This is a genomic window from Nocardioides sp. LML1-1-1.1 (assembly GCF_040676175.1).
Taxonomy (GTDB): domain Bacteria; phylum Actinomycetota; class Actinomycetes; order Propionibacteriales; family Nocardioidaceae; genus Nocardioides.
In genome coordinates this window covers 726,257-752,263 of sequence record NZ_JBEGHK010000002.1, presented here as the reverse complement: position 1 = coordinate 752,263, position 26,007 = coordinate 726,257, and the positions used below count along the sequence as shown (strand labels likewise).

Here is a 26,007-nt window from a genome sequence, read left to right as displayed (position 1 = left end):
AGGCCTCGACACGCCGCGTTGTTGACCTCTTCGGAAGCAGTTCTGGGCCGGTGACCTGCGCAAACGTGCCCGGAGTGGGACCTACCGAGATCTGCCCGGATCCCGGTCTTGCACCTGTGGTGGTCGCGGCGTACGGTTACCACTACATCTAGTAGTTACAAGGATGTAGTTCTCCACATCTAGTCCACAGGACTGGGGGTGGCGTTGCACAGATCACCACCCCGCTCTCCACAGCCAGCTCCCGGTTGTGCACAGCGGGACCGCCCCGGAAGGAGGAACCATGCACTGTCCGTACTGCAAGCACAACGACACCAAGGTCCTCGACTCCCGGGTCGCCGAGGACGGCTGCTCGATCCGTCGCCGCCGGGTGTGCCAGTCGGCCGCCTGCGAGAAGCGGTTCACCACGGTGGAGCTGATGCAGCTCACCGTGCTGAAGCGTTCCGGTGCGACCGAGCCGTTCACGCGTGAGAAGGCCGTGTCCGGCGTGCGGAAGGCCTGCAAGGGCCGCCCCGTCGACGAGGACGACCTGGCCCGCCTGGGCCAGGAGGTCGAGGACCAGCTCCGGCTGGCCGGCAGCCCCGAGATCGCCGCCCACGAGGTGGGCCTGGCGATCCTCCCGCCCCTGCGACGCCTCGACGAGGTCGCCTACCTCCGCTTCGCCTCGGTCTACCGCGGGTTCGACTCCGCGGCGGACTTCGAGAACGAGATCGCTCTCCTGCGCGCCGAGCGCCAGCTGCAGAGCGAACCAGCCCCGACGGGCTGACCACGAACGCCCGGCAGGTAGTGGGGAAGCTGCCTGCCGGGCCACCAACCTTCCCCGGCACGCTCCGGCGTGCGTCGTACGACCGCCGACATCCGCACCGCACCGCACCGACACCAGGAGAGTCATGACCGAGACGGCCAGCAACCCGACGGCCACGCAGAAGGGGCTGAAGATCGAGCGCATCTTCAGCACCGACGGCGTGCACCCCTACGACGAGATCACCTGGGAGCGGCGCGACGTCGTCCAGACCAACTGGAAGACCGGCGAGACCGTCTTCGAGCAGCTCGGCGTGGAGTTCCCGGACTTCTGGTCGCTGAACGCCTCCACCATCGTCACCACCAAGTACTTCCGCGGCGCCGTCGGTACGCCGGAGCGGGAGACCGGCCTGCGCCAGCTCATCGACCGGGTCGTCTCGCGCTACGTCCAGGCGGGCATCGACCACGACTACTTCGCGACCTCGGCGGACGCGGAGGTCTTCGAGCAGGAGCTGACCTGGCTGCTCGCCCACCAGTACTTCTCGTTCAACTCCCCGGTGTGGTTCAACGTCGGCACGCAGTCCCCCCAGCAGGTGTCGGCCTGCTTCATCCTGTCGGTGGATGACTCGATGGACTCGATCCTCAACTGGTACAAGGAGGAGGGCTTCATCTTCAAGGGCGGCTCCGGTGCCGGTCTGAACCTCTCCCGGATCCGCTCCTCCAAGGAGCTGCTGTCCTCCGGTGGCACCGCGTCGGGCCCGGTCTCCTTCATGCGGGGTGCGGACGCCTCGGCCGGCACCATCAAGTCCGGCGGCGCCACGCGTCGTGCGGCCAAGATGGTCGTGCTCGACGTCAACCACCCCGACATCGAGGAGTTCGTCGAGACGAAGTGGCGCGAGGAGGACAAGATCCGCGCCCTGCGCGACGCCGGCTTCGACATGGACCTCGGCGGCAAGGACATCACCTCGGTCCAGTACCAGAACGCCAACAACTCCGTGCGCGTCAACGACGAGTTCATGCGCGCGGTGGAGAACGGCACCGAGTTCGGCCTGACCTCGCGCAAGGACGGCTCGGTCATCGAGACCGTCGACGCGCGCAGCCTGTTCCGCAAGATCAGCGAGGCCGCCTGGGCCTGCGCCGACCCGGGCCTGCAGTACGACGACACGATCAACGACTGGCACACCAATCCCGAGACCGGCCGGATCACCGCGTCCAACCCGTGCTCGGAGTACATGTCGCTCGACAACTCCTCGTGCAACCTGGCCTCGCTCAACCTGCTCAAGTTCCTGCGCGACGACGACACCTTCGACGCCCCGCTCTTCGCCAAGGCCGTCGAGCTGATCATCACCGCGATGGACATCTCGATCTGCTTCGCCGACTTCCCGACCGAGCCGATCGGCCAGACCACCCGCGACTACCGCCAGCTCGGCATCGGCTACGCCAACCTCGGCGCGCTGCTCATGGCGATGGGCCTGGGCTACGACTCCGACGGCGGTCGCGCGATGGCGGCCACCATCACCTCGCTGATGACCGGCACGTCGTACCGTCGCTCGGCGGAGCTGGCCTCCATCGTCGGCCCGTACGCCGGCTACGCCCGCAACGCCGAGGCGCACAACCGCGTGATGCGCAAGCACCAGGCGGCCAACGACGACGTGCGCACCCTGCACATCGCCGACGCCGAGGTGCACAAGCTCGCCACCGAGGAGTGGGCCCAGGTCGTCGAGCTCGGCAAGACCAACGGATTCCGCAACGCGCAGGCCTCGGTGCTCGCGCCGACCGGCACCATCGGCTTCATGATGGACTGCGACACCACCGGCATCGAGCCCGACTTCTCCCTGGTGAAGTTCAAGAAGCTCGTCGGCGGCGGTTCGCTGCAGATCGTCAACCAGACCATCCCGCGCGCGCTGAAGAAGCTCGGCTACGACGCCGAGAAGGTCGAGGCGATCGTCGCCTACATCGGTGAGCACGGCCACGTCGTCGACGCCCCCGGTCTCAAGCCGGAGCACTACGAGGTCTTCGACACCGCGATGGGTGAGCGGGCCCTCAAGCCGATGGGCCACGTCAAGATGATGGCTGCCTGCCAGCCGTTCCTCTCCGGCGCCATCTCCAAGACCGTCAACCTGCCGGAGTCGGCGACGGTCGAGGAGATCGAGCAGATCTACATGGAGTCGTGGAAGCTCGGCCTCAAGGCCACCGCGATCTACCGCGACAACTGCAAGGTCGGCCAGCCCCTCGCCGACGGTGGCGGCAAGGCCAAGAAGGACGCCGCTGCCGCGGACGCCGCCGCCGAGGCCGAGACCAAGGTCGTCGAGAAGGTCGTGGAGAAGGTCGTCTACGCCCCGACCCGCAAGCGCCTGCCGAAGTCCCGCCTGGCCCGCACCACCTCCTTCACGGTCGCCGGTGCCGAGGGCTATATGACCTCCGGTGCTCACGACGACAAGACGCTCGGCGAGATCTTCCTCAAGCTCGGCAAGCAGGGCTCGACCCTGGCCGGTGTGATGGACGCCTTCTCGATCGCGGTCTCGATCGGCCTGCAGTACGGCGTCCCGCTGGAGACCTACGTCTCGAAGTTCACCAACCTGCGCTTCGAGCCCGCCGGCCTCACCGACGACCCGGACGTCCGGATGGCGCAGTCGATCATGGACTACGTCTTCCGCCGCCTGGCCCTGGACTACCTGTCCTTCGACGAGCGCTCCGCCCTCGGCATCTACTCCGCCGAGGAGCGCCAGCGCCACCTCGAGACCGGCTCCTACGAGCCCGTCGAGGAGACCGGCTCGGCCTCCGAGCTCGTCGAGACCGCCCCGGTCGCCAAGGCCCCCGCGGTCGAGGACGTCGTCGAGGTCGTCGAGGACGAGGACCCGCTCGCCGGCGTACCGGTGGTGGAGGCGAAGACCGCCAAGACCACCGCCGAGCTGCTCGAGCAGATCACCGGCCACGCGGTCGACAGCCCGCTGTGCATGACCTGCGGCACGAAGATGCGTCCGGCTGGCTCGTGCTACGTGTGCGAGGGCTGCGGCAGCACCAGCGGCTGCAGCTGATCAAGCAGGCAAGATGAGGGCGGGCCGCAACGCGGCCCGCCCTCGTCCACAACACGCGGCACCACGTTGCTTCCCCCTGGCTCGATTGGCGTAGATTTCGAACATGAGCTCGAGCTCTGAAGCCTCCTCGTTCACCTTCTCTGACCTCTTCGCCGGCATCGGCGGTTTCCATGCGGCCCTGCATGCTGCTGGCGGACGCTGGGCGTTCGCCAGCGAGATCGACACCGACGCCGCCCGGGTCTACGACCACAACTGGCTGCGCCCGCTGCGCGAGTCCGGTGCACCACTCCCGCCAGGTGTGTCGGAGTTCAAGGTCGATGGCGACATCGTCGCGTTGACCGACCCCGAGGTGGTCGTCCCGCACTCGGACGTGCTCGCCGCAGGGTTCCCCTGCCAGCCTTTCTCCAAGAGCGGCTTCCAGCGCGGCATGGACGAGACGCGCGGCACCCTGTTCTGGAACATCGCCCGGATCCTGGCCGAGCCGTCGGTGCGGCCCTCTGTCGTGCTGCTGGAGAACGTGCGCAACCTTGCTGGCCCGCGGCACCGCGACACCACTTTCCGCACGATCGTCCGGACGTTGCGAGAGCTCGGATACCGCACGGCGGACGAACCCGCCATCTTCTCCCCCCACCTCCTGCCGCGTGAGCTCGGTGGTCGACCGCAGGTACGAGAGCGGGTCTTCATCCTCGCTCACTACGTCGGGCCCGAGGTTGCTCAGGACCCGGCGAGCTTCGACGACCCGATCGTGTCGCCCAAGACCCTCGACCTCGACTGGTCGAAGGAGCAGTGGGACCTCGAGCGGCACCTACCTCTCGAGAAGGACGTCGAGGTGGACAACAAGTACCTGCTCGAGTCCGCCGAGCTCAAGATGATCGACACCTGGGACCGGCTGCTGACGGATGTAGCCGAGCGGCTGGGGCCCGGCGAGCGGTTGCCGGGCTTCCCGATCTGGTACGACGAGTTCCGCTCACTCGCCGACGCGGAGGACATCATCGAGGCAGCCTCTTTGGGCGGCGCCCCGATTCCACGGTGGAAGCAGGACTTCCTCCGCAAGAACGCGGTCTTCTGGCAGCGTCACCGAGAGGTCATCGCGCGCTACGAGCACCTCCTCGACGCGTTCCCGCGCTCGCGCCGCAAGTTCGAGTGGCAGGCCGGGGAGCACCGGCCGCTCGCTGAGACGATCATGCACTTTCGGCCCTCGGGGATCCGAGCGAAGCGACCTGACTACGTCCCTGCACTGGTGGCCATCACGCAGACCTCGATCCTGGGCAACCGTCGGCGGCTCACGCCGCGCGAGACGGCGCGGCTCCAGGGGCTCCCCGACACCTTCGAGTTTCGGCGGTCGGTGCCCGGCTCGGAGGACGGAGAGCCGCAGAAGGACTCGGCCTCCTACAAGCAGATGGGCAACGGCGTCAACGTCGGTGCTGCCTACTACGTGTTCCGTCAGTACGTGCTCCGTCATGCTGAAGAGATCCGATCGGAGGCGCCCCATGTCGTTGACGCGGTGACCGCCGCGCCGGACAACCCGGACGATCGGCTGCACTGACAACTGGCTCGGCGTCCTGCCGGAGGGTCTGGACATGCCTGATATCAGTAGCGATGTGAGTCCCCACTCCATGGATCGCGAGTTCTTCATCCCAGCGGCATCGACTGGTGAGGCGATCTCGCGCATCTACTCGTTGACGGGAGCGCCGCCGGCCAACCGAGGAGAGAAGCGTGCCCTGGTCGCGCTGCGTGACGCGCTGGGGATCGACGTGGACGTGGTCAGGACCAACGCGATCCTGGGTGAGCACCTGGCGGAGGCGCTCGGTGTCGAGTGGGCTGCTGACCGGCACACGATGCGCAACAAGGTGAACCTCGCAGGGCTGAACCTTCTCCTCGAAGGCGCGACCGAGGCCTATCAGCAAGGTGCGCTCCGTCGTATTGCGTCGGCGGCACCAGCCTCGCTCTCCTCACCCGCATGGTCCGACTTCCAGCCAGCAGTCTCCAAGATCGAGGCGGTCACGCGTATCGCCCGGTTGACCAACTCCCCGGCCGAGTGGCTCGGACCGGGGAGCAAGGAGCACAAGTCCGTCCTGGTGAATCTGGCCGACCAGCTCCTTCCCGACGTCGCGCTCGACCGAAGCAGCAAGACCCGGCTTGGGAGGGACATTGCCCGAGCGCTCGACGTGGCCTGGACGGACACCTGCTACTCGACGGGCGAGACCATCTCGCTCGAGGGCCTGAACGTGATCCTGGCGGGCGCTGAGCGGAGGCTCGGTCGACTCGGAAGCACGGCCGCAGAACTGCTCGGCACCCCAGAGGAGGAGGGTGAGGCGCTGGTGGCAGCCCTGTACGACGGTTGGCCGGCCCGCCCCTGGGACGGGAGGAAGTCCGTGGAGTGGCTTGCCGCAAGCGGCGCCCGGGGAGCCAACGAGAACGAGTGGCAGGGGTGGTACTTCGAGGCTCGCGGGCGTGAGCTGCTCAATGCAGCGTTTCCGCCTTCCGCCGAGCCTCCGCGGGTGCGCTATGGCAACACTGTCTTCGACTACGCGCTCAACCACGTGTGGGACCTCAAGGCACACACCGACCGGCAGAGTGTTCCCAGCAAGGGTGCCAGGTCAGTGACCGGCACAGTGATCCTCAACGATGAAGAGGCGATTCGCGCGTGTGTGGCAGAGCAGGGCCTCGGCTTCTTGATCCTGAGTGGCGACGCGCTGATGGACGAGGACGGCTCATTCGTCGCTTGGCATCGCGACTTCAAGTCGGTCAACGGGCGGAGGAAGGTCGCTCCGTCCAACTCGGGGCTCTCCCGTACCCGCAAGTCAGCCTTTGCCCCGCTTCACGTTGAGGCCTTCTGGATCGCCAACACCCCTTCCCTGGACGCCGCCACCGCCGCCGGCTGGATGAAGGTCGCCAAACAAGGTAGGCAGGCTCCGAAATCGGCTGGGGAGCTGGGCGCCGACCGACGGACGAAGATGCACATGAACGTCCGCTCAGCCAGGAGCCGCTTGGCAGTGGCTCGGCGCGAGTGGCAGCACGCCCGTGCTGACTGGATCTGGCCCTGACGAGCTCAGGCGAGGCGGGCCAGTAGCTCTCGGTAAGAAGTCTCGGCGAGGTCTGCTGCCTGCTCAGGCGGCACGTGCTCCCAGACGCGCAGCACCTGCCAGCCGAGGTCCGCGAGCTGGCGATTCGTATCAGCATCGCGCGCGCGATTCCGCGCGACCTTCCACGCCCACCAATCAGCATTGGCCCGTGGCGGGTGGTAGTGCTCCGGGCAGCCGTGCCAGAAACACCCATCGACGTAGACCGCAAGACGGGCTCGAGGAAATGCGATATCGATCGTCCGTCGTCTATTTCCGGGGACCTTCATCTGCACCCTGTAGCGCATGCCCCGGCGGTGCAGCTCGCTTCTCAACGCCACCTCAGGTGCCGTGTGACGCCGAGCGAGGCGGGACATCTTGAGCGAGGTCGCACCTCCGGGACTCACGCGATCGGGCTCGTCACCCATGGCACCAGTAGAGCACGCCGGGTGTCAGTGGTGCTCGCGGCGAGGAGCGTTCCTCACCATCCGCCCACCCAGTTGAAGCGCGAGCCTGACTGACCTCCGTGGTAGAAATTCGCATTCAACGCCGACTCGGCTCCGAGGATCTGCTCAGCAGCCGCCGCAGGGTCATCCTTGGCCTTCAAGACACCGTCAGGACCGGCTGCTGTGTAGTAGACGGTGGCGCTGCCGGACCTCGGGATCGAGAGCCATTCGTCGAGGTCGTCGATGCTGCCTCGTAGAGGGACCCGCCATCCGGTCAGCTCTGTGAGCCAGGAGAGCGTGTCCTTCAACACCTGGGTCGACTGGCTGAGGAGCGTCCACTTGTCCGTCAGCCACCGTCGTCTGTCAGACGCCTGCCGTTCTCTGTCGAGCCGATGCACAGCATCGAGGAAATCGTGAGGACGGGCGCGGTCCACCAGTTCGAAGACTTGCTCGGTGAGACTGCCCGGCCCCACCGCTCCGGCCATCACCGGCCACCACACCCGAGCATTGTCCGCGTACTTGGTGTAGCTCGTGACACCACCATCGCAGTTGGCGACGAGCCACGGGAGATAGGTCCGGTCGAAGAACCTCGGCGGCCGCCCGGCCGCCTCTAGCATCGCAAGAAGGATCTGAGCTGTCCCGAACGGGTACTTGTACGTCGCGGAGTCTGGTCGTCCGGCGTCTTCGTAGCCGCCCTGGGTCTGCGCCCACAGCGACGGCACGGCGTGGAGCATCTGCGTGCTCATGAGATCGACCAAGGCATCCCACGTCACGAAAGCCTCGCGCACTGGGGCCATCTGGATCTTTTTCTGGCCCCATTTCACGACATGGTTGCTGACATTGTCGTGGTGAACAGAGAACAGGTCGACTCCGAAAAGGTCCGTTGGCGGCTCGAGCTGCACACTTGGGTGGACCAGCCACGACGTGGAGCTGACCGAGAACGCCACGATCTCGAACTGAGGGGCCACGGAGCCAAGCATCGTTGCAGCGACCAGCCCATCAATGTCGGCGCTGACCATCATTGGTCGGGGTTGGTCCAGCATGGACGCCAAGCGCATCGACGCCGACGATGGCTCTTGCGAGAGTTCTCGCGAGAGGGCGTCGATCGCGATGCGGCGTCGAGCTTGCGCGGTTGAGTGCGCGTCTGCCATGCAGACAGCCTGCCAGAGGGCCGTTGGCCTGACGACTACGTCACGCGTCGCGCGCAGGAGGTGATTCGGCCATCGTCATCCCGGATGTGCTGAGGCGACTACTCGCGCCGGAGCGCGGCGGTGACCACCTCCACCGCCGGTACGTCGGCCGGAGCCCAGTCCAGATCACCCAGCTCCTCCGGGACGACCCAGCGCAGCTCGGCGTGCTCGGTGCGCTGCGGTTCGCCGGAGGTGAGCGTGCACCAGTAGGTGGTCAGCACGACGACGACACGGCCGTCGTCGTAGCGGGTGGTGGCGATGGGGTCGCCGACGTCGACGGTGCAGCGCAGCTCCTCGTCGATCTCGCGGGCGAGGGCGTCGGGAGCGGACTCACCGTCCTCGACCTTGCCGCCGGGGAACTCCCAGCGGCCCGCGAGGGAGCCGTCGGGACCGCGCTGGGCGCACAGGACGCGGGCGTCGCGGACGATGACGGCGCCGACGACCTCGAGCTGCGGGCGGCTCGGGCGGTCGTCCATGCCGGCAGCCTAGAGGGGCGGGATCAATAGGTCTCGAAGCTGACCACCGGCTTGTCGTCGACGAGGTCGACGGTGACGCGGACGTAGAGGTCGGCCTCGTCGGACTCCGTCGTCCACTCCGGTGTCCCGAAGCCGTACGACGCGTCGTACTCGTAGGTCACCGTGGCCTTGCCGGTCTCGTCGGAGGAGAGCTCGGTCGGGAAGGTGCCGTCGAAGCCTTCCCAGGACACGGTCGGCGCGGTGACCAGCGTCCACACGACCTTGCGCTGGCGGTCGCCGGAGCCGTAGGCCTCCTGGGGGCAGTCGTCGGGGTCGAGCACGGTGGCGGCCATGCACGTGGTCGTCCAGTCGGAGATGGCGCTCTCGACCTCCTGGCGCAGTGCGTCGGAGGGCCCGGGCCGGCCGGTCTCGGCGTAGAGGCCGAAGGACTCCGCGGCGGGCACGGCGGTCGGCTCGTCGCTGGGCTCCAGCCACGGGCTGTCGCCGAACGGGTTGAAGACGTAGGAGCCGGGGAGCGCCCAGAAGTCGGCCTCGTCGTCGCCGGCGGTCTCGACGGCGACGCCGTTGGCCTCGATCGAGGTGCTCGACTCCGGCACGGAGACGGTCACCTCGCGGGCCAGACCGCCGTCGTCGACCTTCCAGTCGTCGAAGAAGAGTGCCCGCTTGCCGTCGGTGACCAGGGTCAGCTCGACGTCGTCGCCGTCCTCGGGCCCCTCGAGGTCGACGGTCACCGTCACGGTGTCGCCGGACTCCTCGACGTCGGTGATCTCGTAGCCGGTGATGCGGTCCTGTGCCTCGGCGTAGACCGCGTCGGTCAGCAGCGCCGTCGATGCCTCGTCCTCGTCGACCGGGGCGAGGGCGAGCGCTTCCTCGACGTCGCCGTCGACGATCGCGTCGAGGTACTCCTCCGCACGCTTCTCGGGGTCGGAGAGGGTGGAGCCGACGATGCTGAGGACGATGACGCCGAGCAGGCCCACCCCGCCGACGACGGCCGCGCCGATCAAGCCCTTCTTCGCGCGGGCCCGGTCGGCGGGGGCCATCGGGACGCGCTGGGGCGGAGCGCTCGCCACCGGCTGCGGGTGCGCCGGCCCGGTGCCCAGCCGCCGGGCGAGGCCCGACGGCAGGGACCCGACGAGGGCCGGGGCGAGGAAGCGCGACGCGGCCTCGGTCGCCGCGCCCCACACGGCGAGCACGGGGACCAGCCAGTAGGCCCCGTGGTAAGAGATGCCGCCGCCGATGCCGAGGAGCTCGCCGCTCAACCGGATCGTCGAGACCAGGCACACCAGCAGCCCCGCGGCGGCGTAGGCCGCCGGCAGCGCCACCCACGAGGCGGGGTGGGCGAGCCAGGCGCGGTCGTGACCGCGGCGCAGGTGCCAGGCGAGGGAGGCGACGATGGTGAACAGCACGGCGAGGAGCGGCAGCACGATCCCGGCGAACCAGCCGAGGTCCCAGGCGAAGGCGTGCTCGCCGACAGCGGTCACCGCACCGAGGTGACCCATGGCGAACGTGCCGAGGGCGAGGGTGGGCGCCCAGACCAGGGCGTAGAGCGCCGCCTCGACGCCGCTGTCGACGAGCATCCAGACCACGACGACCGGGACGAGCAGCACGACCCAGGCCAGCACGTGCTGGGTGACCAGGTGCGCGGCCCGGCGGGCGTCGGGGAGCACCCACCTCGGCCACAGCGAGGCGTGCACGGACTGGCGACCCATGAAGGCGGCCACGCCGGTCAGGAGCAGGGCTCCGAAGAACAGCCCGACGGTCGCCGCGTGCATGGCGACGTCGTCGTCCCGCATCGCCAGCACCCGGGTCGCGACCAGGGCGAGCAGCGCGGTCACGAGCGCTCCGCCACCGGCGAGGACCACCCGTTCGGCGGTGCTGCTCGCCGGGTGCGCGCGCTCGTCGCGTCGGGACAGGCGCAGCACCGCGAACGCGAAGACGGCGGTGATGAACAGCGGTGGCGCGAACAGGTGGACGGCGAAGTCGTCGTCGCCCAGGCCGACGGATCCACCGAGCGCCATCGCGGTGATCTGGAACGGGATGCCGACCAGCGTCCCGATCGCCTTGATGTCGATGTCGCCGGAGGGGTCACCGTCGCCGCCGCTGTCTCCCTGCAGTGCGATGGCGAGCACGACGATGCCCATCAGCACCAGCGAGGCGCCCAGCGCGACGGCGTAGCCCAGGAGCGGCGCGGCGCACGAGCGGACCAGCGCGCGCAGGGTCGGGACCGTCGTCGTCACGGCACGCGGCGGGACGACGGGCGGCGGTGGCGGCGGAGGCGGAAGGTGACCCGGGGAGCCTGGGGTGTCCATGCGGGCATCTTGGCGGGAGGGTCCGGCGGAAACAGGAGATTGCCGGAAATCGCCCACACCGTGGGGTTGCTAGCGTCGGAGCCGTGCCCGCCCGAGACCGCGCCGACGTCGTACGACGCGCGAAGGAGCTGCTCGGCCGGACGATCACCGGGCACGGCGTGAGCGTGCGGATCACCGAGGTCGAGGCGTACGGCGGCCGGGAGGACCCGGCGTCGCACGCGTTCACCCGCACGGCGCGCTCGGAGATCATGTACGGCCCGGCGTACCGGCTCTACGTCTACCGCTCCTACGGCATCCACTTCTGCGCGAACGTCGTGACCGGCCCGACCGAGATCGGGGCGGCGGTGCTGCTGCGCTCCGGCGAGGTGGTCGAGGGCGTCGACCTGGCCCGGCTCCGTCGCAACCACCCGGCCAGGGACGTGCAGCTCGCGCGCGGGCCGGGCAACCTCGCGCAGGCGCTGGGCATCACGCTCGACGACCTCGGCACCGACCTGCTCGCCGAGCACCCGGCCGCCGAGGAGCTCACCGGCGTCCGGCTCGACCGGCCACGGCGCACCCGCCCGCGGATCGAGGCCGGCCCGCGGGTCGGGGTGTCGAAGGCGGCGGACGTGCCGTGGCGGTTCTGGGTGGCGGGGGACCCGACAGTCTCGGCGTACCGCCGCAGCCCGCGGGCGCCGGCGCCCGGCACTACGCTTCCGGCCCGTGAGCACTGAGCCGACGAACGAGCCGACGTACGACAACGTCACCCTGGACCCGCGCGCCAACGTCTACTTCGACGGGCGTGCGTCAGCCACACCTTCTTCCTCGCCGACGGGACCCGGAAGTCGGCGGGCGTGATCTTCCCGGCGAGCCTGACCTTCGGCACCGCCGCGCCCGAGGTGATGGAGCTCAACGCCGGTGCCTGCCGGATCAGGCTGGCGGGCACCGAGGAGTGGACGTCGTACGCCGCGGGGGAGTCCTTCAGCGTCCCGGGCGACTCGTCCTTCGACATCGAGGTGACCGAGACCCTCGGGTACGTCTGCCACTACGGCTGACGCACCCGAGGGATCGGGTCAGGCGGCGCCGGCCAGCTCGAGCTCGCCGGCGTCCGCGGTCTCCGGAGCAGGACGGCTGCGCCGCTCCCACACCAGTCCCGCGATCGCGGCGATCGCGCCGAACACGGAGGCCGCCGTCGCGAACGCCAGGCCCGGCCGGAAGCCGTCGAGCATCGCCGCGGGGGTCGTCGCCTCGGCGGTGCCGGAGGTGATGATCGCGGTGGTGATCGCCAGGACGATCGCGGCGCCGACCTGCATCGAGGTCTGCAGCACGCCGGCGGCCAGGCCCTGCTCGTCGTCGTCGATCCCGCTCGTGGCCTGGATGTTGATGGCCGGGAAGCCGACCCAGCCGATGCCGATGAGGACCAGTGCGGGCAGCACCATGCCGACGTACGACGGGTCGGTGCTCAGCGTGAGCGTGAAGAGCAGGTAGCCCACGGCCATCACCGTGGTGGTGACGGCGATGATCGGCCCGGTGCCGACCCGGTCGACGAGCTTGTCGGAGAAGATCGCCGAGGTGGTGACCATCAGGCCGATCGGCAGCAGGGCGAGCGCCAGGTGCAGCGGTGACCAGCCGAGGCCGTCCTGCAGGAAGAGCGTCACGATGAACTGCCAGCTGAAGTAGGAGCCGGCGAGGGCCACGATGACGACGCTGGCGCGGACCAGCGTGGCCTTGCGCAGGATGCCGAGCCGGACCAGCGGGTGCGCGATCCGGCGCTCGATGGTGATGAAGGCGGCGAAGAGCGCGGCCACGCCGGCGAAGGACAGCACCGTGCGCGCCGAGCCCCAGCCGGCCTCGGGTGCGGAGACCACGGTGTAGACGAGCAGCAGCATCGCGGCGCCGGAGGTCAGCGCCCCGAGCAGGTCGTGACCACCTTCCTCGGCCGGCTCGTCGCGCGGCACCAGCGCCCAGGCGGCGACCAGGGCGATCAGCGCGATGGGCACGGGGAGCAGGAAGGTCCAGCGCCAGCCGACGCCGGTCATCAGGCCGCCGAAGAGCAGGCCGGAGGAGTAGCCGCCCGCGCCGAAGACGGTGTAGATCGACAACGCCTTGTTGCGGGCCGGGCCCTCGGCGAAGTTGGTGGTGATGATGGAGAGCCCGGTCGGGGCGGTGAACGCGGCGGCGAGGCCCTTGATGAAGCGGGTCGCGATGAGCAGCGGGCCCGAGCTGACGAGGCCGCCGAGCAGCGAGGCGACGGCGAAGACGGCGAGCGCGACGAGGAAGACCCGGCGCCGGCCCAGCAGGTCGGCGGTGCGCCCGCCGACGAGCAGCAGGCCGCCGTAGCCGAGGACGTAGCCGCTGATCAGCCACTGCAGCGAGGAGGTGGACAGGTCGAGCTCGGCACCGATCGAGGGCAGCGCGACGCCGATCATCGAGACGTCGAGGCCGTCGAGGAAGAGGACCACGCACAGCGTGATCAGCAGGCCCCAGGTGCGAGCGGACCAGGTAGCGGAGGAGAGGGACATGTCCGCTACGGTTTCATGCACGCGCATTCAATGCAAGAGCAAATAATGCGGTTGCATGAAATTCACGTGACGGCTAGGATGCGAGCGTGTCCAAGGCTCCCGTCTCCACCCCGCTGGTCGCCGAGTGGCGCCAGCTGCTGGACCGGCACGCCGTCGTCAGCTGCGCACTGGAGAAGGCGCTGCAGGACGAGCACGGGATCGGGCTGAGCGAGTTCGAGACCCTCGACCGGATCGTCGACGCCAACTGCGGCAAGTACCGCATGGCCGAGCTCGCCGGCGACATCCACCTCAGCCAGAGCGCGCTCTCCCGCGCGATCACTCGGCTGGAGAAGGACGGGCTCGTCGAGCGCTCCGCGTGCGAGAGCGACCGGCGCAGCGTGTTCGTCTGCCTGACGCCCCAGGGCCGGCAGGTCTACGACGCCGCGCTGCCCACGCACCGCGCGGTGCTCGAAGGCACCTGGGACGAGTGAGCTCGCGGCTCAGCGGAAGCCGTTGTTGACCAGGCGCGTGTAGAGACCGAAGCCGATCGTGCGTGCCGAGCTGTCCCAGTTGTAGAAGCCGGTGTGCCAGTCGGTGGCCCAGCCCTGGCCCCAGGTGGTGCCGACGGTGTCGTTGCAGATCCAGTCGCCCTTCACGCAGAAGCTCGCGACCTTGGTGGCCTTGAGCAGGCCCTCGAAGGTGCGCCCGGCGCCGAGCTTGCCGCTGCCGGCGAGCGTGCCCCGGTCGAAGTTCTCGTTGTAGCCGATCTCGGCGGGCCGCTGGTCGTAGCCACGTCGCTTCGGGTCGCCGATCAGGCCGACGGCGACGATCTGCGCGCGCACCGGCTGCTCCAGCTTCGCCACCGACTCGCGCACGACCTGCGCGCCCTGGCTGTAGCCGATCAGTGCGAACTTGGTCCCGGTCCCGCAGCTCTTCTTGATCGAGCGCAGCACGCCGGTCAGCAGCTTCACGCCGTCCGCGACGCTGGCGCCGTAGGTCACCGGGTTGACCCGCTTGGCGTCGTAGGGGATGCCGGCGTAGCGGTAGGTCCCGCTGCGCTTGATCCGCGACACCATGTTCTTCGCGGCCTTCGACGCGGGCTGGCCGAAGTAGCGGATCGAGCCGGAGTCCGCGGCCTCGCCGGAGCCGCGCAGGCCCACCACGACGAGCGAGGTGCAGGCCCGGGAGGCCTTCGTCAGGCCGGCGTGCGCGGGCGAGGCGGGCGCGAGAGCGACGGCCAGGAGTGCGGCGAGGGTCACGGCGAGCAGGCGGACGGAGCGCGTCATGGACGCGACTGTAGGGACGAACCGGTGCCGGCGCTGGCTTTTCAGCCAGAGGTGAGCCCGCCCGGGTCGTCCGGTACGTCGACCGAGTGCTCCTGCAGCAGCTCCAGCGGGATCAGCTCCAGGGCCCGCTCGTTGGTCGAGGCCAGCACGACCGGAGCGGCCGCTCCCTCGGCGTACGACTGCAACCAGCGCGCCGCCACCACGCACCACCGGTCACCCGGGTGCAGCCCGGGGAAGGCCCACTCCGGGCGCGGGGTGGACAGGTCGTTGCCGACCGAGCGCTGGTGGGCGAGGAACTCCTCGGTCATCACCGCGCAGACCGCGTGCAGCCCGACGTCCTGAGGCCCGCACGTGCAGGTGCCGTCACGGTGGAAGCCCGTCATCGGGTCGGTGCCGCAGGGCTGCAGCGCGTCCCCGAGGACGTTGCGCTCGGCCACGGCTCAGGCCTCGTCGCGGAGCAGGGCGTGGGCGGAGCGGGTCCGGTTGGCGGCCGCGTTGACGAGCAGGACGACGGCGAGGCCGACGACGGCGTACAGGCCCAGCACGACGAAGGCGCCGGCGGTCTTCGCGTCGGGGAAGTACATCGCGTCCCGGGCCACCGTCGCGCCCGCGCCGGGCGGCAGCAGCTGGCCGATCGCGTGCCCCACCTTCGGCAGCATCTCGGGTGCGATCGAGGAGCCGGAGATGATCAGGCCGACAGTGAAGTACAGGCCGCCGATCAGCGATCCCGCCGGGCCGATCAGCGCCACGAACGCCGCCGTCGAGGCCGTGACCGCGAGCGAGATCAGCGCCAGCCCCCAGAACAGCGTGAAGTGGTCCGCGCCGTCGCCGACACCGAAGAGCGCCATCGCCAGCAGGGCCACTGCCGAGGAGCCGATCGCGTAGACCACGAGCAGCGCGGCGTGCCCGAGGCCCCGCAGGGCCGAGCGCTCGGTCAGCCCGCGCAGCCGGCCCAGCGCCAGCGACGCGATCGACCCGCCCAGGCACAGCGCCTGGATCACGAAGCCCAGCGAGCTGCCGGCGCTGTCGTCCTTCGGCAGCGGTACGACGTCGGTGACCGGCGGCGGGGTGGTGAGCGCCGCCAGCGTCGCCACCGGGACCGGCTGCTTCGCCGCGGTGAGCTGCTGGACCTGCTGCTGCACCTGCTGCTGGTAGACCTTCGTGTACTCCGCCTTGAACAGGTTGGCCACCGACGGCGAGGCCGCCGAGGCGACGTACAGGGTCGGGGTGTTGCCCTCGAACGCGACGCCGCCGTAGGCCTTGCGCTCGCGGATCGCCTGCTGGAGGGCGGCCGCGTCGTCGTACGACTCGACCTGGAACTCGCCGTCCTCCTCCAGCTGCTGGGCCTGGGCCTGCTGCTCGGCGTTGCCGACGACGCCGACCGGGAGGTCGTGCGGGGAGGGGGAGTGCGCCATCGCGAGGTAGTAGACCGCCAGCACCAGCTGGATGAGGGCGCCGGCCAGGGCGATCGCGAGGCCCAGCCTCGACAGCGTGCGCATCCCGAGGGGAGCGGAGGTGGAGTCGCTCATGGGCTCAGCATCCCACCGGACGCCGTCCGGAGGCGGGTCGGCGTGCGCGTCACTCGCGTCACAGGATCCACCGGGTGATCGGTGGATCCACGCTCAGCCGCAGTTGTCGCACACACCCGTCGCGGGCAGCGCCATGAAGCACGTCGGACAGACCGCGACGACCGGCTCCGGCTTCGCGGGCTTGGCGGGGGCCTTGGGTGCGCGCGGTGCGGCGACCCGCTTGGCCTTGGCGACTGGCACGGTCGACTCGCGCACGACCGGCGCCTCGACGACGGGCGGCACCCAGCCGGGCGGCGGCGGGTCCTCGATGCCGAACGCGGTGAGCAGCGCGCGGGCGGCGTCCGTGGGCTGGTGCTTGGGGCGGGTGACCTTGTCGAAGGGGGAGGAGGCGCCCTCGAGGAAGGTCTGCGCGTCCGGGCGCAGGGTGGCCGGGAGCGTGCGGTGCCGCCAGCGCTGGGGGGTGGCGCCCTTCTGGGTGATCGTCACCAGCTCGGGCCGGTCCCACACCACCAGCGCCCAGTCGTCGTGGTGGCTGGTCGCCCAGACCGCGACGGCGTGGTCGCCGGCGTCGGCGGCGGCGCGCAGCGCGATCCGCTCCGGGTTGGAGAAGCGGCCGCGGACGTGGAGGACCCCGGGGAGGGGCTCGGTGACGTCGTACTCCTCGCCCTGGAGCCGGTCGATCAGGGGGCTGAGCTCAGGCGTGCTGTCCATCGTCAACCGAGCGTAGTCGAGTCCTCCGCGACCGCATCGGTCGCCTCCGCGATGATCGCGCCCATCGCGGCACGCGCGGCGCCGGCATCGCCGGAGCGTACGGCGCGGGCGACCTCCACGTGCAGGTCGACGGCCTCCTGCTTGGGGTGGGCCGGCATCAGGTCGTGGTGGGTGCGCCCGGCCAGCACCTCGGCGACGACCTCGTCGAGCGCGGCGAGCATCTCGTTGCCGGACGCCTCCAGCAGCACCCGGTGGAAGACGACGTCGGCGGCGAGGAAGGACTCCAGGTCGCCGGAGCGGGCGTGCACGACCATGTCGTTGACGGCGGCGGTCAGGGCCGCGCACTGCTCGGGCGTCGCGCGCCCGGCGGCCAGGCCGGCGGCGACCGGCTCGAAGCCGCTGCGCAGCTCGCCGAGCGAGCGCAGCTGGGCCGCGCGGTCGCCGGAGTCGAGGCGCCAGCGGATCAGCCGCGGGTCGAAGACGTGCCAGGAGGTGCGCGGCTGCACGGTCACCCCGACCCGGCGCCGCGAGGTGACCATGCCCATCGACTCCAGCACCCGCACGGCCTCGCGCGAGACCGAGCGGCTGACGTCGTGCTCGGTGTCGATCGCGTCGAGCGTCAGCACCGCGCCGGCCGCGAGCGCACCGTCGACGATCCGCCGGCCGAGCGCCTCGAGGACGTCGTCGTGGAGCGCGGTGCGGGGCACGTCGTACCTCCAAAGATCAGATTTATCGAGAGAAAGGCTTGTTAAAAGCAGATTAATGGTTGCAGACGGTGATGGCCACCACAGCAGCAGGAGGATCCATGAGCAGCACGATGCCGTACGACGGGGCCGGGCCCCTGCTCGTCGTCATGGGCGTGTCGGGCTCGGGCAAGTCGACCGTGGGCGCCGCGCTCGCGCAGCGCCTCGGCGTCCCCTTCGCCGACGCCGACGACTTCCACCCGCCGGCCAACATCGCCAAGATGTCGGCCGGCCACCCGCTCGACGACGAGGACCGCCGGCCCTGGCTGGAGGCGATCGGGGAGTGGCTCGCGGGCCAGGAGGTGCGAGGTGGCGTGATCAGCTGCTCGGCGCTCAAGCACGCCTACCGCGACCGGATCCGCGCGCACGCGCCGCGTGCCTTCTTCATCCACCTGCACGGCACCCGCGAGGTGATCGCCCGCCGTCAGGCCAGCCGCCCCGGCCACTTCATGCCCGCCTCGCTGCTCGACTCGCAGTTCGCCACGCTCGAGCCGCTCGCCGAGGACGAGGCCGGTGTCGTCCTCGACGTCGACCAGTCGGTCGACGCCCTCGTCCAGCAGTACGTCGACCTCCACGCCTGAGGAGCCCGTCATGTCCGCACAGCTCGTCCTCGCCGGTACCGACCTCGTCGAGCCGGTCGCCTCCGAGGGCCGCCTGGTCCTCGCCGCCCTGCTCGGCATCGGCGTCATCGTCGCGCTCATCATCGGCGCCCGGCTGCACCCCTTCCTCGCCCTGACCGCCGGCGCGCTGACCGTCGGCGTCACGGCCGGCGTCAGCATGGAGACCGCGCTCACCAGCTACACCACCGGCTTCGGCACCACCGCCGCCGGTGTGGGCATCCTGATCGCGCTCGGCGCCATGTTCGGCAAGCTGCTCGCCGACAGCGGCGGCGCCGACCAGATCGTCGACACCATCATCGGCGCCGCGTCGCCGCGGATGCTGCCGTGGGCGATGGCCGTCGTCGGCGCGATCATCGGCCTGCCGATGTTCTTCGAGATCGGCCTCGTGCTGCTGATGCCGGTGATCTACCTCGTCGCGCGCCGCTCCGGGCAGTCCCTGGTCACCATCGGCATCCCCGCCCTGGCGGGCCTCTCGGCCATGCACGGCCTGGTCCCGCCGCACCCGGGCCCGCTCACCGCGATCGACTACCTGCACGCCGACCTCGGCACCACGCTCGCGCTCGGCGTCGCCGTCGCGATCCCCACCGTCATCATCGCCGGCCCGGTCTTCGGCCTCGTCGGGCGCTACGTCGACGTGCCGGTCCCCGAGCGCTTCGAGGTCGCCGGCGACGAGGAGTTCTCCCGCCGGCCCTCCTTCGCGATCACCCTCGCCTCCGTGCTGCTGCCGGTGGTGCTGATGATGGGCAAGGCGCTGGCCGACATCTTCATCGACGACGCGGGCGACCCGCTGCGCCGTACCCTCGACGTCCTCGGCACCCCGCTGATCGCGCTGCTGATCGCCGTCGTGGTCGGCATGTTCACCCTCGGCCACGGCCTGGGCCGCGACGGTGTCGCGAAGTCCCTGGAGTCCTCGCTGCCCGGCGTCGCCGGCATCCTGCTCATCGTCGCCGCCGGCGGTGGCTTCAAGCAGTCCCTCGTCGACACCGGGATCGGCACCATCGTCGCCGAGCGGGTCGCCGACTCGAACGTCTCGGTGCTGCTGCTCGCGTGGTTCGTCGCGGTGCTGATCCGCCTCGCCACCGGCTCCGCGACGGTCGCGACCGTGACCGCCGCCGGCCTGCTCGCCCCGCTCACCGAGCAGCTCTCCAGCGGCGAGGTCTCCTTGATGGTGCTCGCCATCGGCGCCGGCTCGGTCTTCTTCTCCCACGTCAACGACGCCGGCTTCTGGCTGGTGAAGGAGTACTTCGGGATGAGCGTCGGGCAGACCCTCAAGACCTGGTCGGCGATGGAGACGCTGCTCTCGGTGACCGGCCTGGTCTTCGTGATGGCGCTGAACCTGGTGATCTGACCCGCGGGTCAGCCCGGCTCAGGCGACGTCGATCGTCACCTTGTCGGGGTAGAACGCGAGGTGCCCGGCGATCGGCGCCACGGCGTCGTAGGGATCCTCGTAGGTCCACACCGCGCCGGTCACCTCGCCGTCCTCGCCCCGGATCGCGGGGTACGACGCGTCCCCCTTGTAGGGGCAGTAGGTCTGCTTCGTGCTCGCCGTGAACGCCTCGGCATCGGCATCCTCGCGCGGCACGTAGAGGACCGGCGGGTACGACGCCTCGCGCAGCTCCAGGGCCCGCTCGGTGACGGCCAGCACCCGGTCGCCGAGCCGGACGGTGACCCGGCCGTCGTACGGCGTGATGGTGATGGGGTGCGTGCGGCCGGGGGTCAGGTGGGGACGGGCCATGGTTTTCACGCTACGCGGGTGGGGAAGGCGGTGCCAGACTTGCCGTCATGAACGCCCCGGCGCCCGTGATCCTGCTGGTCTCCGCCGACGAGATCGCCACCCTCACCGACCAGTTCCGCCGCTACGAGCACGACTACGACGTCCGCACGGCCACCAGTGCCGCCGCGGCGACCGCGATCCTCAAGCAGGCGCGCACGGTGGGCCAGCCGGTCGCGATGATCGTCACCGACTCCCAGCTGCCCGACGAGAACGTGCTGCTCGCCATGCACGACTGGCGCACCCTGGTGCCCACCGCGCGCCGGATCGTGGCGATCCCGATCAGCCGGTTCGCCGAGGAGACCGCCGCCCTGCGGCCCTACCTGGCCAAGGGCAAGTTCGACACCTACCTGGTGCTGCCGCAGGGGCGGCGCGACGAGGAGTTCCACTACGCCGTGGTCGAGCTGCTCAGCGACTGGGGCGCCACGGTCGCCGCGTCCGTGATCGACACCGTCCGGATCATCACACCTGGCGCCACGCCGCTCTCGCTCGCCGTGCGCGACTTCCTGGACCGGATCGGCTTCCCGCACCGCACCTATGCGCCGGACTCGCCCCAGGGGGAGGAGGCGCTGGCCCTGCACGCCGAGCGGGTCGGGGGCGCCGCGTCGTACCCGTTGGTGCACCTGACCTCCAAGCCGTTCGCGGACCGGCCGATCATCGCGCCGACGTCGGTGCGCGAGCTGTCCGCGCTGATGTACGGCCGGCCCTCCGACGTCGACGTCGACACCGTGGTCGACCTGGCGGTCGTGGGCGCGGGGCCGGCCGGCCTCGCCGCGGCGGTCTACGGCGCGTCCGAGGGGCTGAGCACCGTGGTGCTGGAGTCCGAGGTGATCGGCGGGCAGGCCGGCACCAGCTCGATGATCCGCAACTACCTGGGCTTCCCGCGCGGCATCTCCGGCATGCGCCTGGGGCAGCGCGCGCGGACCCAGGCCATCCGCTTCGGCGCACGCTTCTTCACCGGCTGGCCGGTCGTCGAGCTGCGCCCCGGGACGGGAGGAGCGCCGCACGTGCTGGTCACCGACGGCGGCGAGGTGCACGCCCGGTCCGTGCTGGTCGCCTCCGGCGTCGCCTACCGCCGGCTCGGCGTCCAGGCGCTGGAGGACCTGGTCGGCGCGGGCGTCAACTACGGCGCCGCGATGACCGCCGCGCGCGAGATGGAGGACCGCGACGTCTACGTCGTCGGCGGCGGCAACTCCGCCGGCCAGGCGGCCGTGCACCTGGCCCGCTTCGCGCGCTCGGTCACGATCCTGATCCGGCGCGAGGACCTGGCGGCGACCATGTCGACGTACCTCATCGACGAGATCTCTTGGAACCCGCGGATCACCGTGCGCCCGTGCACCGAGATCGTCGACGGCGGTGCCGACGAGGGCGGCCAGCTCGGCTGGCTGCAGCTGTGCGACGTACGCACCCGCGAGGAGGAGCGGGTGCTCGCCGGCGGGCTGTTCCTGCTGATCGGCGCCGCGCCGCACTGCGACTGGCTCGGCGAGGACGTGCTGCGCGACGAGCACGGCTTCGTGCTGACCGGGCGCGACGTGCCGACGGAGTGCTGGATCGACGGCCTGCCGCCGGAGAACCTCGCCACCTGCGTGCCCGGCATCTTCGCCGCAGGCGACATCCGCTCGGGCTCGATGAAGCGGGTGGCGGCGGCCAGCGGAGAGGGCGCGTCCGCGGTGTCCCTGGTCCACGGTTACCTGGAGGGGCTGCGGGTACCAGCCGCGACATGACGACGGGAATCGACCTGGGCCGCCCCACCTCCGGCGATGTCATCGACCTCATCACCGAGGACCACCGCCGCTTCGAGCACCTGCTGTCGCAGCTGCGGCTCGCGACGGCCGACCGCGACAACGTGCGCCGTGCGTTCGCCGACGTGCTGATCGCCCACGGGGAGGCGGAGGAGGAGCTCGTCTACCCGGTGCTGCGTCGTACGGCCGAGGACGTCGACGCCCACGACGTCGAGCACGGCAAGGAGGAGCACGCCGAGGGCAACCAGGCGCTGCTCGACCTGCTCGAGCTGAAGGGCACCGACACCCAGGCGTTCACCGACGCGGCGGAGAAGCTCAGCAACCTCATCGCCCACCACATCGCGGAGGAGGAGCTGAGCATCCTCGAGCCGGCGCGGACCGAGACCTCGATCAAGGTCCGCTTCGACCTCGGCGCCAAGTGGGCGGCACGTCGCAACGAGCTGATCGACGAGGGCTGCGGCGCGATCGAGAACGTCCGGCGCGTCGTCGCCGAGGCCGAGGCGGAGGGCCTGCTCGACGAGGAGGAGTGACCTCCACCTCATCGGGTGGACGCGGGTACGACGGGGGAGTAGACCCGGTGCATGGCGCATCCCCGAGCCGCGGCGGCCCGTGAGGTCTGGACCCTCGCCGAACCGCTCCACGCGGTCACGTACTTCTCACCGGAGCCGCTCGCGGCCCTGAGGTCCGCGGGCTGCCGCGGCTTCTGGATGGGCTACTTCGCTGGTCGCGCCGCACCTCTCGGCGCCGCGTCGCCCGAGCTGGTGCACGCCCTGTTCCACAACTTCGCCTTCGCGCAGGTGGCCCGGGCGCTGCCGGACGCCTGGTCCTTCGCCACGCCCGCGGCGGCGCTGGAGGCGCGGCTGACCGGGTCCGTCGCGACCCTGGCCCGGGTGCTCGGCGACGCCGACGTCTCGCGCGCCGCCGACCTCGCCGCCCGCGCCGGCACCACCGCGCCGCTGGAGGGCCGCGCGCTGTACGCCGCCAACCGCGCCCTGCCCGTCCCCGACGCACCGCTCGCCCGGCTCTGGCACGCGGTCACCTTGCTGCGTGAGCACCGGGGCGACGGCCACGTCGCCGCGCTGACCGTCGCCGGCGTCGGCGGCCGCGAGGCGCACGTGCTGCACGCCCTCGCCACCGGCACGCCCGTCGCGGTCTACGAGACCGCCCGCAGCTTCACCGCCGAGGAGTGGACCTCGGTGCTCGACGGCTTCCGCTCCCGCGGCCTCGTCGATACCTCCGACGCGCTGACCACGACCGGCCGCACCCTCAAGCGCACGGTGGAGGAGCAGACGGACGAGCTCGCCGCCCCCGCGCTCGACGCGCTCACCGACGACGAGGTCGCCGAGCTGGTCGCGCTGCTGCGCCCGCTCGCGGCCGCGGTGGTCGCCGCGGGGGAGATCCCGGCACAGTCGCCGATGGGGCTCGACCTGACGAAGGTCAGCCCCGCGCCGCCACCAGCGTGACCAGCGCGCAGGCCACCAGCAGGTAGCCCGCGGCGGCCGGCAGCGGCAGCAGGTTGGCTGCCGCCAGGCCGATCCCGAGCACCCCCAGCACCAGCCCGGTACGACGACTCCGGGTCGCCCGCGTGGCCGCGGCGCGCAGCAGGCTGAGCGCGGTCGCGACCCGGCCGACGTCGAGGTCGGCGAGCCGGATGGCCCGCACCTGCGCGGACTCGGGCCTCGTCTCGGCGAACGTGAGGTCGGCGGAGGTGCTGCTCACGGGGCCGGCCACGGCGACGACCCGGCCCCGGCCGCGGTAGTCGGAGACGAGTCGCTCGCGCGCGTCGGGTGCGGCGTCGGCGTGCCACTGCTCGATGCCGCAGGTCTCCGCGAGCTGGCGGGTGTTGCGCTCGGTGTCCTCCGAGACGAGGACCGGCTCCACGCCGTCGGAGCGCAGCCGTCGTACGCCGTCGGCGGCGGAGGGGCGGACGTCGTCGGCGACGGTGATGTAGCCGATGGGCCGGGAGTCGACCTGGACCCCGACGGTCACGCCGACGTCGTCACGGGCGGCCATGCCGAGCCAGTCCGGGCGTCCGACCCGGACCGGGTGGCGGTCGACCGATCCGCTGATGCCGCCGCCGGCGTGCTGCTGCACCTGGCTGAGCTTGCCGCGGGCGGAGAGTCGCGCGATGGCGCGGCTGACGGGGTCGTCGGCGGCGTGGCCGAGCGCGCCGGCGAACCACCGCAGGTTGCGCTCGTGGTCGGGCTCGACCGGCTCGACGTTGACGACCCGCAGCTGGCCGGTGGTGACGGTGCCCCACCGGTCGAGCAGGACGGTGTCGACCCGCGGGCCGACCGCGAGTGCCCCACGGTCGTCGAGGAAGATCCCCGCCGCCCGCGCGCGGGCGCGGGCGAACCACAAGGAGAGCGGCGTCGCGTAGGCGAAGAGTGCCGGGAGCGCGGCGATGAGCACGCAGACGACGGTCTCCAGCGACATCAACCAGCCTCCTGCTCTCGGTAGCGCTGGAAGTCGCTCTGGTCGCCGGCGATCCACAGCGGGACGCTGGCCTTGAGCAGCAGGGTGAGCTGGATGACGAAGTCCGGGTCGTGCAACGACTCCCCGAACAGCTCGTTGATCCGTTTCCACCGGTACCGCACGGTCTGCGGGTGCACGCCGAGCCGTGCCGCGATGGCCGGTGCGCTGTCGCGGGTCTCCAGCCAGACGAGCAGCGTCTCGGACAGGATCTCCCGCGAGTTCTCCGTCTCGCCGAAGAGCGGCTGGAGCAGCTCCTGGGCGAGCTGGCGGCGCAGCACCGGCTCCGCGTGCAGCCAGATCTCGGTCCGGAAGCGCACGCAGTCGATGACCGGCCGGGCCGGGATCACCTTCGCGGTGACCAGGTCCAGTGCCCGGTTGGCCCACGTCCACGCGACGGGCGCGTCTGCCCGCGGGACCGGCCAGCAGACCGCGATCCGGGTCTTCGGCACGGCGGCGCGGATCGCCGCCACGACGTCGTCGGCGTCCGCGGTGGCACACACCACCGGCTGCGGCTCGCGACCGGGCCGGGTCAGCGCCTCGGGGCCGAGCGCCTCGGCCGTCAGGGTCTCGTCGGTGCGGGTCTCGACCGCGATCACGGTGACCGAGTCCGGCACCTCCCAGCCCGCGATGGCGGCCTGGTTCTCGATCTCGTCGTCCGGTCCACCGGTGAGCAGCGCGGTGATCAACCGGGCCCGGGCCAGGCCGGTGTCGGTGCTGCGCGCCTCCGCGCCGGCCCGGTAACCGACGCCGATCTGCCGGGTGAGGTGGCCGACGAAGGCGGCGACCGCCTCGTTGATCGCGTTGAGCGCGCCCGCCGAGAGCTCGTTCTCCGCGGCCCGCGCACCGAGCTCGTTGGAGAGCGCGGCGACGGCGACCGTCATGCCCTGGTCGATCAGCTCCTGGTCGCGACCGCGCACGCCGACGCGGTAGCCGACCTTGCGGAACATGTCCTCCACGGGCATGTAGGAGACCTCGCGGCCCAGCGCCTCGTCGACGAACAGGTGCATCGCGTTGTGGATCGCGGTGAAGACGAGCTGGCGCAGACGACCGTCTCCGGGCGCGTCGAGCTCCGGCACGGCAGTCCGCACCTGCTCGCTGACCCGTTCGGCGACCGGCCGGACCTCGCTCTCGAGGCTGCTGATCATCCACTGGGCAGAGCCCGGTAAGGACACCCGCGCTGGCGCCGGTGCCCCCTTCATGTCGTCCTGTCCTGCCTCGTCGCTGGCGCGCCCACCTCGCTGCGTCCGGTTCACCGCCTCGAGCTCGTCGTGAATGTGATGCCCACGTGTCCCACGTGCATCGTGAATCCCTCCCCTCACCGGCACACCGGTGTGAGGTGGAACATACCTCCGGAGCGGGAACAACGGGGAAATTTGTCACCCAGGTGATAA

26 protein-coding genes are annotated in these 26,007 nt (G+C 70.7%); 13 read left to right on the top strand and 13 right to left on the bottom strand.

What is annotated here, in order from left to right:
- The first annotated feature begins 280 nt into the window (after positions 1 to 280).
- The 4 genes from nrdR to MRBLML1_RS10410 all read left to right on the top strand — a co-directional run bounded on the left by nrdR (position 281) and on the right by MRBLML1_RS10410 (position 6,823).
- Entirely contained in the window at positions 281 to 763 is a 483-nt protein-coding gene (gene nrdR / locus MRBLML1_RS10425) for a transcriptional regulator NrdR (protein ID WP_364515248.1), read from the top strand.
- A gap of 124 nt (positions 764 to 887) precedes the next feature.
- The gene (locus MRBLML1_RS10420; protein WP_364515246.1) at positions 888 to 3,776 is read left to right on the top strand and encodes a vitamin B12-dependent ribonucleotide reductase; all 2,889 of its coding nucleotides are present in this window, start codon (positions 888 to 890) and stop codon (positions 3,774 to 3,776) included.
- Positions 3,777 to 3,879: 103 nt separating this feature from the next.
- Positions 3,880 to 5,322, top strand: a complete 1,443-nt coding sequence (dcm, locus tag MRBLML1_RS10415; protein WP_364515243.1) for a DNA (cytosine-5-)-methyltransferase — start codon at positions 3,880 to 3,882, stop codon at positions 5,320 to 5,322.
- A 34-nt stretch (positions 5,323 to 5,356) separates the two neighbouring features.
- Entirely contained in the window at positions 5,357 to 6,823 is a 1,467-nt protein-coding gene (locus MRBLML1_RS10410) for a hypothetical protein (RefSeq protein WP_364515240.1), read from the top strand.
- A 5-nt stretch (positions 6,824 to 6,828) separates the two neighbouring features.
- On the opposite strand, the gene MRBLML1_RS10405 is transcribed toward MRBLML1_RS10410, so the two are convergent.
- The 4 genes from MRBLML1_RS10405 to MRBLML1_RS10390 form a co-directional block, all read right to left on the bottom strand.
- A complete protein-coding gene (locus tag MRBLML1_RS10405; RefSeq protein ID WP_364515237.1) occupies positions 6,829 to 7,266 on the bottom strand; it encodes a very short patch repair endonuclease in 438 nt (145 codons plus the stop codon).
- A gap of 53 nt (positions 7,267 to 7,319) precedes the next feature.
- The gene (locus MRBLML1_RS10400) at positions 7,320 to 8,435 is read right to left on the bottom strand and encodes a hypothetical protein (protein WP_364515234.1); all 1,116 of its coding nucleotides are present in this window, start codon (positions 8,433 to 8,435) and stop codon (positions 7,320 to 7,322) included.
- A 98-nt stretch (positions 8,436 to 8,533) separates the two neighbouring features.
- Complete coding sequence (locus tag MRBLML1_RS10395) at positions 8,534 to 8,950, bottom strand: (deoxy)nucleoside triphosphate pyrophosphohydrolase (RefSeq protein ID WP_364515231.1); 417 nt, start codon at positions 8,948 to 8,950, stop codon at positions 8,534 to 8,536.
- Positions 8,951 to 8,973: 23 nt separating this feature from the next.
- Complete coding sequence (locus MRBLML1_RS10390; protein ID WP_364515228.1) at positions 8,974 to 11,187, bottom strand: hypothetical protein; 2,214 nt, start codon at positions 11,185 to 11,187, stop codon at positions 8,974 to 8,976.
- Positions 11,188 to 11,342: 155 nt separating this feature from the next.
- Between MRBLML1_RS10390 and MRBLML1_RS10385 the strand changes: the two genes are divergently transcribed.
- From MRBLML1_RS10385 to MRBLML1_RS10375, 3 genes are read left to right on the top strand one after another with little or no spacing between them, the layout of a single operon-like run.
- A complete protein-coding gene (locus MRBLML1_RS10385) occupies positions 11,343 to 11,972 on the top strand; it encodes a DNA-3-methyladenine glycosylase (protein ID WP_364515225.1) in 630 nt (209 codons plus the stop codon).
- Positions 11,962 to 12,096, top strand: coding sequence for a hypothetical protein (locus MRBLML1_RS10380; protein WP_364515223.1), 135 nt, complete (start codon positions 11,962 to 11,964; stop codon positions 12,094 to 12,096). The genes MRBLML1_RS10385 and MRBLML1_RS10380 overlap by 11 nt, the downstream gene beginning before the upstream one ends.
- Positions 12,093 to 12,293, top strand: coding sequence for a pyrimidine/purine nucleoside phosphorylase (locus MRBLML1_RS10375; protein WP_364515220.1), 201 nt, complete (start codon positions 12,093 to 12,095; stop codon positions 12,291 to 12,293). Before MRBLML1_RS10380 ends, MRBLML1_RS10375 begins: the two co-directional genes overlap by 4 nt.
- Positions 12,294 to 12,311: 18 nt before the next feature.
- Here MRBLML1_RS10375 and MRBLML1_RS10370 read toward each other — a convergent pair whose 3' ends face one another.
- The gene (locus MRBLML1_RS10370; protein ID WP_364515217.1) at positions 12,312 to 13,760 is read right to left on the bottom strand and encodes an MFS transporter; all 1,449 of its coding nucleotides are present in this window, start codon (positions 13,758 to 13,760) and stop codon (positions 12,312 to 12,314) included.
- Positions 13,761 to 13,846: 86 nt separating this feature from the next.
- Between MRBLML1_RS10370 and MRBLML1_RS10365 the strand changes: the two genes are divergently transcribed.
- A complete protein-coding gene (locus MRBLML1_RS10365) occupies positions 13,847 to 14,230 on the top strand; it encodes a MarR family winged helix-turn-helix transcriptional regulator (protein ID WP_364515215.1) in 384 nt (127 codons plus the stop codon).
- Positions 14,231 to 14,239: 9 nt separating this feature from the next.
- On the opposite strand, the gene MRBLML1_RS10360 is transcribed toward MRBLML1_RS10365, so the two are convergent.
- The 5 genes from MRBLML1_RS10360 to MRBLML1_RS10340 form a co-directional block, all read right to left on the bottom strand.
- Positions 14,240 to 15,025: a cutinase family protein gene (locus MRBLML1_RS10360; RefSeq protein WP_364515212.1), complete on the bottom strand. Its 786-nt coding sequence runs from the start codon at positions 15,023 to 15,025 to the stop codon at positions 14,240 to 14,242.
- A 41-nt stretch (positions 15,026 to 15,066) separates the two neighbouring features.
- The gene (locus MRBLML1_RS10355; protein WP_364515209.1) at positions 15,067 to 15,462 is read right to left on the bottom strand and encodes a DUF2237 family protein; all 396 of its coding nucleotides are present in this window, start codon (positions 15,460 to 15,462) and stop codon (positions 15,067 to 15,069) included.
- Positions 15,463 to 15,465: 3 nt separating this feature from the next.
- A complete protein-coding gene (locus MRBLML1_RS10350) occupies positions 15,466 to 16,554 on the bottom strand; it encodes an ABC transporter permease (protein WP_364515206.1) in 1,089 nt (362 codons plus the stop codon).
- 93 nt (positions 16,555 to 16,647) lie between these two features.
- The gene (locus MRBLML1_RS10345; RefSeq protein ID WP_364515203.1) at positions 16,648 to 17,265 is read right to left on the bottom strand and encodes a hypothetical protein; all 618 of its coding nucleotides are present in this window, start codon (positions 17,263 to 17,265) and stop codon (positions 16,648 to 16,650) included.
- A 2-nt stretch (positions 17,266 to 17,267) separates the two neighbouring features.
- The gene (locus tag MRBLML1_RS10340; protein WP_364515200.1) at positions 17,268 to 17,972 is read right to left on the bottom strand and encodes a FadR/GntR family transcriptional regulator; all 705 of its coding nucleotides are present in this window, start codon (positions 17,970 to 17,972) and stop codon (positions 17,268 to 17,270) included.
- A 98-nt stretch (positions 17,973 to 18,070) separates the two neighbouring features.
- On the opposite strand from MRBLML1_RS10340, the gene MRBLML1_RS10335 reads away from it, so the two are divergent.
- Together MRBLML1_RS10335 and MRBLML1_RS10330 are read left to right on the top strand one after the other, a co-directional pair.
- Positions 18,071 to 18,589: a gluconokinase gene (locus tag MRBLML1_RS10335; RefSeq protein ID WP_364515197.1), complete on the top strand. Its 519-nt coding sequence runs from the start codon at positions 18,071 to 18,073 to the stop codon at positions 18,587 to 18,589.
- Between the two features lie 10 nt (positions 18,590 to 18,599).
- Positions 18,600 to 19,976, top strand: coding sequence for a GntP family permease (locus MRBLML1_RS10330; RefSeq protein ID WP_364515194.1), 1,377 nt, complete (start codon positions 18,600 to 18,602; stop codon positions 19,974 to 19,976).
- A gap of 18 nt (positions 19,977 to 19,994) precedes the next feature.
- Here MRBLML1_RS10330 and MRBLML1_RS10325 read toward each other — a convergent pair whose 3' ends face one another.
- Positions 19,995 to 20,363 (bottom strand): DUF427 domain-containing protein, encoded by a 369-nt coding sequence (locus MRBLML1_RS10325; protein ID WP_364515191.1) that lies wholly within the window; start codon positions 20,361 to 20,363, stop codon positions 19,995 to 19,997.
- A 47-nt stretch (positions 20,364 to 20,410) separates the two neighbouring features.
- Between MRBLML1_RS10325 and MRBLML1_RS10320 the strand changes: the two genes are divergently transcribed.
- The 3 genes from MRBLML1_RS10320 to MRBLML1_RS10310 are packed head-to-tail and all read left to right on the top strand — an operon-like array spanning position 20,411 to position 23,604.
- Positions 20,411 to 22,123 carry an FAD-dependent oxidoreductase gene (locus MRBLML1_RS10320; RefSeq protein WP_364515189.1) on the top strand — a complete coding sequence of 571 codons (1,713 nt, stop codon included), beginning with the start codon at positions 20,411 to 20,413 and terminating at the stop codon, positions 22,121 to 22,123.
- Positions 22,120 to 22,671: a hemerythrin domain-containing protein gene (locus MRBLML1_RS10315; protein ID WP_364515186.1), complete on the top strand. Its 552-nt coding sequence runs from the start codon at positions 22,120 to 22,122 to the stop codon at positions 22,669 to 22,671. Before MRBLML1_RS10320 ends, MRBLML1_RS10315 begins: the two co-directional genes overlap by 4 nt.
- 51 nt (positions 22,672 to 22,722) lie before the next feature.
- Positions 22,723 to 23,604 carry an SCO6745 family protein gene (locus tag MRBLML1_RS10310; RefSeq protein WP_364515183.1) on the top strand — a complete coding sequence of 294 codons (882 nt, stop codon included), beginning with the start codon at positions 22,723 to 22,725 and terminating at the stop codon, positions 23,602 to 23,604.
- On the opposite strand, the gene MRBLML1_RS10305 is transcribed toward MRBLML1_RS10310, so the two are convergent.
- Both MRBLML1_RS10305 and MRBLML1_RS10300 read right to left on the bottom strand, forming a co-directional pair.
- Positions 23,579 to 24,577, bottom strand: a complete 999-nt coding sequence (locus MRBLML1_RS10305; protein WP_364515180.1) for an HAD family hydrolase — start codon at positions 24,575 to 24,577, stop codon at positions 23,579 to 23,581. The two genes, MRBLML1_RS10310 and MRBLML1_RS10305, sit on opposite strands and share 26 nt — an antisense overlap.
- The gene (locus MRBLML1_RS10300) at positions 24,577 to 25,761 is read right to left on the bottom strand and encodes a helix-turn-helix domain-containing protein (protein WP_364515178.1); all 1,185 of its coding nucleotides are present in this window, start codon (positions 25,759 to 25,761) and stop codon (positions 24,577 to 24,579) included. The genes MRBLML1_RS10305 and MRBLML1_RS10300 overlap by 1 nt, the downstream gene beginning before the upstream one ends.
- Positions 25,762 to 26,007 lie beyond the last annotated feature (246 nt).